Origin of the sequence: Arthrobacter sp. SO5 (genome assembly GCF_020532805.1) — a bacterium.
Classification (GTDB): Bacteria; Actinomycetota; Actinomycetes; order Actinomycetales; family Micrococcaceae; genus Arthrobacter.
The window spans coordinates 89,809-98,889 of the sequence record NZ_MQTQ01000075.1; the positions used below are offsets into that span (position 1 = coordinate 89,809).

Annotated in this window: 9 protein-coding genes and 1 pseudogene; 7 read left to right on the forward strand and 3 right to left on the reverse strand. The window is 63.8% G+C overall.

The window, feature by feature from the left end; translation table 11 throughout:
- Positions 1-12 precede the first annotated feature (12 nt).
- Entirely contained in the window at positions 13-789 is a 777-nt protein-coding gene (locus tag BJG92_RS14675) for a type 1 glutamine amidotransferase domain-containing protein (protein ID WP_232084733.1), read from the forward strand.
- Between the two features lie 111 nt (positions 790-900).
- On the opposite strand, the gene BJG92_RS14680 is transcribed toward BJG92_RS14675, so the two are convergent.
- On the reverse strand, positions 901-2,091 hold the full coding sequence (locus tag BJG92_RS14680; protein WP_232084734.1) for a glutamate--cysteine ligase: 1,191 nt from the start codon (positions 2,089-2,091) through the stop codon (positions 901-903).
- A 119-nt stretch (positions 2,092-2,210) separates the two neighbouring features.
- Between BJG92_RS14680 and BJG92_RS14685 the strand changes: the two genes are divergently transcribed.
- The 3 genes and pseudogenes from BJG92_RS14685 to BJG92_RS14695 form a co-directional block, all read left to right on the forward strand.
- On the forward strand, positions 2,211-2,777 hold the full coding sequence (locus BJG92_RS14685; protein WP_232084735.1) for a PadR family transcriptional regulator: 567 nt from the start codon (positions 2,211-2,213) through the stop codon (positions 2,775-2,777).
- The gene (locus tag BJG92_RS14690) at positions 2,777-4,378 is read left to right on the forward strand and encodes a DHA2 family efflux MFS transporter permease subunit (RefSeq protein WP_232084736.1); all 1,602 of its coding nucleotides are present in this window, start codon (positions 2,777-2,779) and stop codon (positions 4,376-4,378) included. Before BJG92_RS14685 ends, BJG92_RS14690 begins: the two co-directional genes overlap by 1 nt.
- Before the next feature lie 31 nt (positions 4,379-4,409).
- A pseudogene (locus tag BJG92_RS14695) lies at positions 4,410-4,604 on the forward strand (ATP-binding protein); the annotation flags it as partial.
- A 9-nt stretch (positions 4,605-4,613) separates the two neighbouring features.
- On the opposite strand, the gene BJG92_RS14700 reads toward BJG92_RS14695, so the two are convergent.
- On the reverse strand, positions 4,614-4,943 hold the full coding sequence (locus BJG92_RS14700; RefSeq protein ID WP_232084737.1) for a hypothetical protein: 330 nt from the start codon (positions 4,941-4,943) through the stop codon (positions 4,614-4,616).
- Between the two features lie 303 nt (positions 4,944-5,246).
- Between BJG92_RS14700 and BJG92_RS14705 the strand changes: the two genes are divergently transcribed.
- From BJG92_RS14705 to BJG92_RS14715, 3 genes are read left to right on the forward strand one after another with little or no spacing between them, the layout of a single operon-like run.
- Positions 5,247-5,939 (forward strand): histidine phosphatase family protein, encoded by a 693-nt coding sequence (locus tag BJG92_RS14705; protein ID WP_232084738.1) that lies wholly within the window; start codon positions 5,247-5,249, stop codon positions 5,937-5,939.
- A 24-nt stretch (positions 5,940-5,963) separates the two neighbouring features.
- On the forward strand, positions 5,964-6,518 hold the full coding sequence (locus BJG92_RS14710) for a DUF3090 domain-containing protein (RefSeq protein WP_232084739.1): 555 nt from the start codon (positions 5,964-5,966) through the stop codon (positions 6,516-6,518).
- Positions 6,518-7,285, forward strand: a complete 768-nt coding sequence (locus BJG92_RS14715; RefSeq protein WP_232084740.1) for an SCO1664 family protein — start codon at positions 6,518-6,520, stop codon at positions 7,283-7,285. The genes BJG92_RS14710 and BJG92_RS14715 overlap by 1 nt, the downstream gene beginning before the upstream one ends.
- A 544-nt stretch (positions 7,286-7,829) precedes the next feature.
- On the opposite strand, the gene BJG92_RS14720 is transcribed toward BJG92_RS14715, so the two are convergent.
- A complete protein-coding gene (locus BJG92_RS14720; RefSeq protein ID WP_232084741.1) occupies positions 7,830-8,861 on the reverse strand; it encodes an NADPH:quinone reductase in 1,032 nt (343 codons plus the stop codon).
- Positions 8,862-9,081 lie beyond the last annotated feature (220 nt).

The following is a 9,081-nucleotide window of genomic DNA, read 5'->3' on the forward strand; positions in this document are numbered from 1 at the left end:
TAGGAGCACTTTATGAAGAAGATTCTCATGGTACTGACCAGCGTTTCCGAAATCGGCGATACGGGCGAGAAGACCGGTTACAACGTGGCCGAGGCTGCACATCCCTGGAAGGTCTTCAAGGATTCCGGGCACTTCGTCGACTTCGCGTCCATCCAGGGCGGCCAGCCCCCGCGCGACGAGGTGGACTCGGCAGATCCCATCCAGGTTGCCTTCACGGAGGATGAGGCCACGCGCGCCGGTCTCTACAACACGGCCCGCGTCGACGTCGTCGATCCCGAACAATACGACGCCGTTTACCTCGTGGGCGGCCACGGCACCATGTGGGACTTCCCGGACAGCGAAGGCTTGCAGAATCTGGTTGCCAGCGTCTACAACGCCGGCGGCTTGGTGGGGGCGGTCTGCCACGGACCGGCCGGCCTGCTGAACGTGGAATTGGAGAACGGGCTTCGCCTCGTCGAGGGCCGGAAAGTGGCCGCCTTCACCAACGACGAGGAAGTTGCCGCAGGGAAGGACAAGGTCATCCCGTTCTTTTTGGCAGACCGGCTTGAGGAACAGGGCGCCACGCACGTCTCCGCTGATGTCTTTGAGGAGAAGGTTGTGGTTGACGACCGGCTGGTGACCGGCCAGAACCCGGCTTCGGCCGCCGGCGTGGCCAAGGAGATGGAGAAGCTCTTCGCCGAGGTCATCCACCAGGAAAAAGCCGAGGAACAGCACGAGGCGGAGGCTCTGCGCGCCGAGAAGGACGCCGAGAAAGAGGCCAAGAAGGCTGACGCAGAAGCGGAGCACTAAACCAACCGTGCGCTGAAACTGACGGCCACCCGGACAACCGGATGGCCGTCAGCGTGCGGCCTTCCATTCCCATGGAGGGGCCAGCAGCTGGCATGGCGCGCCGCGCATACCTTAGCCCGGGACTGCGTTTAGGACCGTGCCGGGGCTAGCCGCTTCTCCGTCCCGTTCGGTGAACGGTTCGCCGGGGGTGAAGTGACCGGCGGGTTCCTGGTGGGTGCGGCCGGTGGCGTGCGCGACGACGTCGGCGAGTCTGCCATTTCGGTCGAATGCCTGCCGCTGCCGGCTGGCTCCGGTGCCGTGTTCAAGGATCCTTTGCACTGATTGCACGACGTCGGCGGTATCGCCGGCATCCTCCAGGGCCTCCCGGACATGGCCGCACAGTGCGTCGAAGACATTTCTTGCGGTGTCCGGCCGGTGCGTTACCGGGTGGAGGAGCTTCCCTTCCGTGCCCCAACGGCTGGCGCGCCAGGCTCCCTGACGCAGAATTGTGGCGGGAACCATGTCCGGCGGCTGTCCGGCGTCCCATTCCCGTGCGGCGGTCTCCACCAGTGCCCGCACCAACGCGGCAATGAGTGCGGCGTCGCAGGCATCAAGGCACACATCGGCCACCCGGATCTCGACGGTCGGGTGCCGGGCGGACAGGCGCGCGTCAAAGTCCGGGCTGGTCACAACGCCGGTGGCAGACAGTCGCTCCACCAGCGAGTGGTAGGCCTGAGCCGAGCCGAAGACCTCTGTGGGCCCGGCTGTGGACCACCGGTTCCACGCCTGGGTCCGGAAACTGGCGTAGCCGCTGTCTGCGCCGTTCCAGAACGGGGAATTTGCGCTCAATGCTATGAGCGGCGGCAGCCAGGCTCTGATCCGGTCCAGGACCGCGACGCCTTCCTCATCGGAGTCCACGGAGACATGGACGTGGTATCCGCACGTCAGTTGCTCGCGGGCAGTCAGAGCGTGTTTTTCCATCAAGGCGTCATAGCGGTCGTTGCGGGTGGGGTGGGGCGTGGCCAGCAGCGGAGACGTGGCTAGGGCAGCGATCCTCGCACCCGCCGTCCGGGCCAGCGAGTCGGCATAGGCCCGTCCCGCCCTGATCTCGGCAGCGAGTCCGCTCAGGCTGGCATGCGGGCGCGTGATGACTTCGAGCTGTTCCTGCTGAAGTTCGGCGGCCAGCATCTGCAGGGGTGCCAGATGATTCACCGGCTGGCGGCCTGGATCGTGCAGGCGAAGCACCTCTCCGGCCAGGGGCAGAGGGTACCCGCTGCCGGGATCCACGATCAGGAATTCTTCTTCAACACCAAAAGTACGCACCTGCTAAGTGTGACCGACGAAAATGACGGCCGACGACCACGAGTCGATCGGCCGGCAACGTTGGACGTGATCACATGTTTTGGGTTGCCCCACCCGATGAGTCATGTGAGAGTAGTCACGTGTCATCAATTCGTCTGTTTATCCTCGGCTCGCTGGCGCAGCGCGGCCCGATGCATGGCCATGGCCTGTTGCAGCTCGCGAAGGAGGAGCATATCGACGAGTGGGCCGACTTCGCACCAAGCGCCGTGTACGGCGCGATCAAGAGGTTGGCCGCAGACGGCTTGATCGAAGAGTTCCGCGTCGAAAGGCAGGGCAACTACCCCGAACGGCTGGTGTATAGGATCAGCGGGACCGGGGAAGTCACTCTGCACGAATTGCGCCAGCAGGGGCTGACCGAAATCGTCATCAGGCCGGATCCTCTTGACCTTGCTCTCGCACGGCTTGACCCGGACCGGCTGGACGACCTCCCTGCGCTGGTCGAAGAACGTCTGGGCCGGCTGCGCGACACATACTCGGCGAGCCGGGGGCACCTTGTCGACATCCGGAAATATCTCACCGTTGCCGAGTCTTGGGCGATGTCACACCAGCTCTCCCGGTGGAAGAGCGAAGTCGAATGGCACGAGGAGCTCCTCGCGGCTCTTCCCGAAATCATTGCGGACGAGAAGTCCCGGAAGGAATCTCATTGATGTCTGACAACGTGGCTGCTGAAGTCCCGCCGCAATCTTTCGGGTACACCGCGAAGTGGGAGCCAGTTCCGGGCGTGACCGACCGGCGGGCGTGGGGTTCACTTGCTGTTCTGCTCATCGGGTTGTTTATGTCGCTGCTCGATACGACGATCGTCAATGTCGCGCTGCAGACGATCCGCACGAGCATCAACGCCAACGAGGCGACGCTCGCCTGGATCATTTCCGGCTATGCGCTGGCTTTCGGGCTCGTGCTGATCCCCGCTGGTCGGATCGGTGACCGGGTGGGTCACAAATGGGTGTTCTTCACCGGCCTTCTTGTCTTCACTCTTGGCAGCCTGTTCGCCGGTCTTGCACAGAACTCCACGGAGCTGATCGTCGCGCGCGTCATCCAGGGGATGGGCGGCGGCATCTTCTTCCCTCCCGTGACAGCGTTCATTCAACTTCTGTTTCCACCCATGAAACGAGGGAAAGCATTCGCTATCCTTGGTGCCGTTCTCGGTGTCTCGTCGGCACTGGGTCCCGTCATCGGCGGATTGATCATCCAGGCCATGGGTACGGAGAACGGCTGGCGGTACATCTTCTTCGTCAACCTTCCGATCGGCCTCGTCGGGCTCGTCACGGCCGTTTGTGTTCTTCCGAAGGTGGTTGCAGGCGCGAAGACGTCGATAGATGTCATCGGTCTCGTCCTGCTCTCGGGCGGCCTTGTGGCCATTCTGGTGCCTCTCATCCAAGGGCAGGACGAAGGCTGGCCCCTGTGGACCTATCTGACGCTCGCCTCGGGGGCGATCCTGATCGTGCTCTTCGCCCTGTGGGAAGTCCGAGTCGCCCGGCGCGGATCGTCTCCACTCGTGCCGCCACACCTCTTTTCGCACCCTGCGTTTACCGGTGGCACGATTCTCGCGCTGGTCTACTTCGCCGCATTCACGAGCATCTTCTTCACAATCTCGCTGCTCTGGCAGGCAGGTCTGGGTCACACGGCTCTGGAGTCGGGCCTGGTTTCGATTCCCTTTGCCATCGCCAACATCATCGGTGCATCGCAAAGCGACCGGGCGGCACAGAAGCTCGGTCGCAGCGTGCTGGCACTCGGTGCGTCGCTGGTGGCGGCCGGCCTGCTCGCTCTTTGGATCGTCTTGCTCACGGTGAAACCGACGGACCTCACCAGTTGGATGCTGCTGGGCCCCCTGGCTGTTGCTGGCCTCGGAAGCGGTTTGTTCATCGCGCCGAACTCCCGGTTTATCGTGGCGACAGTCGATGGATCGGAGGCCGGGGCGGCAAGTGGTGTGATTGGCACGATGCAGCGCATCGGCAGCGCCATCGGAATCGCCGTCGTCTCCAGCGTGCTGTTCGGAGTAGCCAACCTCTCCGGGCTGCAGACTGAGATCGCGGATAAGGTCGCGAAGGCCATGCCGGACGCGCTCAAGAGCGGGGACTATGCGACCCCGGCTGACGCGGCGAAGACGCTGGGAGAATCCATCGCCAAGTCCAGCCTCGCGACGCACTTCGGCGATGCGGCGACCGTGTCGATGCTGGTGAGCGCCATCTTCGCGCTCATCGCCGTCGCGCTCGTGTTCACCCTGCCGAAGCGGGTCAACCTGCACTAGGCGAATTGGTCGATGATCGCGTAGGAGCCGGTCCGAACGGGAAGAGAAGAACTCGATCGCGATCGCTTCCAACGAATCGTTCTCCGGCTGGACCAAAACCTTCACCGACCCGCGCCTGTGCACGGCTATCGTGGACCGGCTCACCTTCAACGGCGCCATCATCGGAACCGGCACCGACTCCTATCGCCTCGCCCACACGAAACAGCAGCAGTTCTCACGGCTTTAGTGCGCCTGCTCAGAAGGTGGTGTACTCCACGGATGATGTCTTCCAGAGCTCTGTCGCATCACTCAGGGCGGAATCAACGTCTTCACCCGTGACTGAGAACGCCGTTTCAATATCCTGATCCGTCCAGGTGAACACCACCGACATTGCTCCTGCGGCGACGTCGTGCTCAACCCAAAATGAGATGGTCCAGAAGTTGTTGTGCCCCTCATGCGTGACAATTTCAGCTGTGGAGTACCCAGAGGTTTCCTGACCAACAGCTACTTGAGGGCCGTCGGCCGGAGAATTCCGCAGATAGGCACCGACCTGGCGATCGATGTCCCGCTGCTGCTCAAGTGACAACGGGCCCTTAAACCTGACACTCATCTGAACCCATAAACCAAAGGGGTAAACCTCAGCGAAGACCAGGCTGCAGCCAGCTCCGCTCCGAAGAACAGAACCCCTGCCGGCCAAAAAGCCCGGTTGCCAGTTGTACGGTCTCCTGGGCATGTGAGCTCCTAGCAAGTAACCAAACGCGGCGGCTGTTTATCGATTCTGTCCTGGTTGTGATGATACGACCTCTCAGCTGCACCACCAGCCCGTCGATGGGTACGCGCGACCAGGTACGGTTCACACCGCCGTCGAGCGGGTGGCTAGGCTGGGTGGATGGCGACAGTTATTCTCGTGCGGCACGGCCGCACTACAGCAAATGCCACTGGACTGCTGGCAGGTCGGGCCGTCGGCGTCAGCCTGGACCAGATCGGGCGCGACCAGGCGGCTCTGACCGGAGACCGGCTCGCGGCCGTGCCCGTAGTCGGGGTGGTGTCGAGCCCTCTTGAACGTTGTCAGCAAACCGCCCAGCTCATCCTCGATCGCCAGGCCGGCAAGCCGTACGCGCCGGTCGATCTCGATCTCACCGAGTGCGATTACGGCCAGTGGCAGGGCCGCACGCTCAGTGATCTCGCGACCGAGGATCTGTGGCCGGTGGTGCAGTCGCAACCATCCGCCGTCGTCTTTCCCGGCGGTGAATCCATGGCCGCGATGCAGTCTCGGTCGGTGGCGGCGATTCGCCGCCACGATGCAGCCTTCGAAGCCGAGTACGGGCCAGGGGCCGTGTGGGTGGCGGTGAGTCACGGTGACATCATCAAGTCAATCATCGCCGACGCGCTCGGCATGCACCTTGACCTGTTCCAGCGTATTAATGTGGGCCCCGCCTCCGTATCGATCGTGCGCTACGGCGCTAGCCGGCCGAGCGTCTACGCGACCAACACCGACGCGGGTGATCTGTCGTGGCTGTCGAACGGCATCCACTCTGGCGATGCGCCGGTGGGCGGCGGCGCAGGGCAAAAGGCGCCATGAACCTTATGTGCCTAAAATACTGACATGCCTACACGTGTTCATGAGTTTGCCTGGCCTGATCGGGTCGTCGTCGGCACCATTGGCCTTCCGGGGGCGCGCACGTTCTACCTGCAGGTGCGCGCAGGGAGGCAGATCGTGACTATTGCCCTGGAGAAGCAGCAGTCGGCTCTGCTCGCGGAGAAGATCGACGAAATTCTCGACCAGCTCATCACCGTCGAGGGCAACCCCTTCAGCGTTCCCACGAGTACTCCCATTGAACTGGTCGACAATGACCAGCTCGAGACCGTTCAGGAGCAGTTTCGCACCGGCGCCATGAGCTTAGGCTGGGACCCAACCACGGCCCAGGTCGTCATAGAGGCCTACCCCATCACCGATGTCGATGCTGATGACAACGACGAATCGCTTGATGAGGACGGCGCTAACGAGCCCGAGATGGTCCTGGTGCGAATGCCGGTCGGCACCGCCCGCGCATTCGCCAAGCGCACCCGTGAGATCGTGGGCGCCGGGCGTCCGATGTGCCTGCTCTGCGGTTACCCCATAGACGCCAACGGGCACATCTGCACCCTTCCCGAGGTCTGATGCCAGCGCCGGACCTAGTGACTGCCGAGCTGACGCTCACAGGCCGCATCACGACGGCTTCAAACGCCACATTTCTGGGCAGCATCGGCGACGTCGTGGTCGTCTACAAGCCGATAGCAGGCGAAAGTCCCCTGTGGGATTTTCCCCACGGCACCCTGGCTCACCGGGAGGTGGCCGCCTACCTGGTCTCGCAGGCCTTCGGCTGGGACGTCGTACCGCACACCTGGCTGCGCGATGGTCCGATGGGCGAAGGAATGGTGCAGCTCTGGCAGGAGCAAGACCCCACCCAAAGCGCCGTGGACCTGGTCGCGACGGACCAGGTGCCGGAGACGGGCTGGAAACACGTCCTCGAGGGACGGGATGAGAACGGACGGATGGTCGCCCTTATTCACGAAGACTCGCCAGCACTCAGGCGCATGGCGGTGTTCGACATGGTGGTCAACAACGCCGACCGCAAAGGCGACCACATTCTTGCCATGACGGACGGCCACCGGCACGGCGTGGACCATGGTCTCACCTTTCACCGTGACCACAAGCTGCGCACGGTGCTGTGGGGATGGCTGGGAGAGGCTCTGACCGCCGAGGAACAAGACGGCATCGATCGTATCAGCGAAGGACTGCACGGTGGGCTGGGCCGAAACCTGGCGAAGTTGCTCAGCGCCGAAGAACTCACATCGCTCGCCGCGCGCTGCACCCGGTTGCGATTGGCAGGGCGGTTTCCGGCTCCGAGTGGTGAGATGTCGGCGGTGCCCTGGCCGCTGTTCTAAGGGAATTACGGCTAGGGGCTTCGCAGGCTGCGCCACGTTGATGGCATGGACCTTAAGTCGCTGCGCAGTAACGGTTGCGCTCGATGGTGGCCCGCAGCACCGGGCCTCGATAGAGAGCGGTGCTGCCTAGGCTGGCGTAGGCCGCCACGGCGGTGAATTTCACTGTCTGTCCGTTACGGAGGAGTTCGGCGCAGGCGCGCTCGACGCTGGTGAGGGTGCTCGTGTTGGTGATCCTGCGGTGGTTTCGCGGATCACGGTGTCGAGTCGGGTGAAGAGCTGTCTGTGTCCGCAGGCTTCGGCGATCCCGCTCCGGCGTGGAAGCCTCGGGCCGAGTTCACAGATATTTGCGCAGGGGCGGACGCCTTGAGCCGACGCCCGCAGGCAGAATCCTGCGGCCACTCAGGCGACTAAGAGTTCGCCATCAAGATGCTCGCGGCTCAACATCACCAACGCCCACGACGCCGTCCACCTCGCCCACAACAAATACGGCGACAACTCCATCCCCTTGGTGATTGTCCCCGCGAGGCTCCCGAGTCGTTATCGGCTAGCTCGCTGACACATCGATCAGCACCTTGCCGATGGTGCTCGCTTCCACCGCCGCGTGGGCCGCAGCCGTGTTAGCCAGGTCAAAGCGATGCAGCGGCAGGCCTGCGGCCTCTCCGACCGGAATAGCGCCGTCGACGATGGCCGCATTGATGTCCTCGGCGGCGTCGTGCACCGCCGCCATGCCAACGGTGTACAAAAGCACGAATTGGTAGCGGACGTTGAGGCTGAAATGCCTGCGCACGTCCAGGCTCATCTGATCGCCGCCGTTGTTGGCGTAGACCGCGACGGAGCCGCGGTTGCGGATCACCGCCAGGTCGAGGTCCGCGTTCTGCGCGGGTGCCACTTCCACGATCTGGTCGACGCCCTCTGGAGCGATCCGGCGGATCTCCGCGGCCGCTTGGGTGTCCCGGTAATTGATGACGTGATCAGCGCCGGCGGCCGTGACCAGGGCAGCCTTCGCCGGTCCACTCACGGTGGTGATCACAACGGCGCCGGCCCACTTGGCGAGCTGGATCGCCGCATGGCCCACGGCGCCGGCCCCTCCAGCAACGAGAACTACCTTGCCGTCCAAGGCTCCCGGGCGCAGCCGCTGCGGGCCGTCCTCGGCGATGGTCAGGGCCCTGTGGGCCGTGATCGCGGGAACGCCCAGGCTTGCGCCGACGTCGAACCCTGCATTCTCCGGCAGGAGAAAGACCCGCTCGGCCGGCAGCACGGCGAACTCCTGGGCTGTCCCGCCGTCGGCGCGCTGGTAGGCGGCCAAAGCCACCCAGACCCTGTCACCGACGTGGAGATGCTCGACGCCGGGTCCGACGGCGTCCACTATTCCGGCGCCGTCTTGGTTCGGCACGACCTCCGCGAAGGGCAAGGGCTCGCCCGGTCTGGCTCCGCGGCGCGACTTCCAGTCGGTGGGGTTCACCGCAGAGACCACGATCCGCACGCGCACCTCCCCGCGCCCCGGGTCGCGGATCTCGCGGTCGACGAGTTCGAGAACAGACGGATCTCCCGTGGCACGGTACACGATTGCTTTCATACTCAGACCTAACACCGGCCCGGACCGAAAATTCCCGCCGGGTCGCGATAAACTGGACCAATCATGGTCGGTGCCCCGCTCCGTATTTTGGCTTGGTTCGTCTTCCTAGCGACCCTCCTCTCGGCCTGCGCGCCATCGATCAGACTCGATGAGGCCACCACGGATCCACCGATCCAGACCTCCTCGGCCCCGCCGGCCGCACGCGATGAAGTCCCCGCTC

Coding starts and splice junctions, on each gene's coding strand:
- BJG92_RS14675 (WP_232084733.1), top strand. CDS start 13: ATGAAGAAGATTCTCATGGTACTGACCAGCGTTTCCGAAATCGGCGAT.
- BJG92_RS14690 (WP_232084736.1), top strand. CDS start 2,777: ATGTCTGACAACGTGGCTGCTGAAGTCCCGCCGCAATCTTTCGGGTAC.
- BJG92_RS14720 (WP_232084741.1), bottom strand. CDS start 8,861: ATGAAAGCAATCGTGTACCGTGCCACGGGAGATCCGTCTGTTCTCGAA.
- BJG92_RS14715 (WP_232084740.1), top strand. CDS start 6,518: ATGCCAGCGCCGGACCTAGTGACTGCCGAGCTGACGCTCACAGGCCGC.
- BJG92_RS14710 (WP_232084739.1), top strand. CDS start 5,964: ATGCCTACACGTGTTCATGAGTTTGCCTGGCCTGATCGGGTCGTCGTC.
- BJG92_RS14705 (WP_232084738.1), top strand. CDS start 5,247: ATGGCGACAGTTATTCTCGTGCGGCACGGCCGCACTACAGCAAATGCC.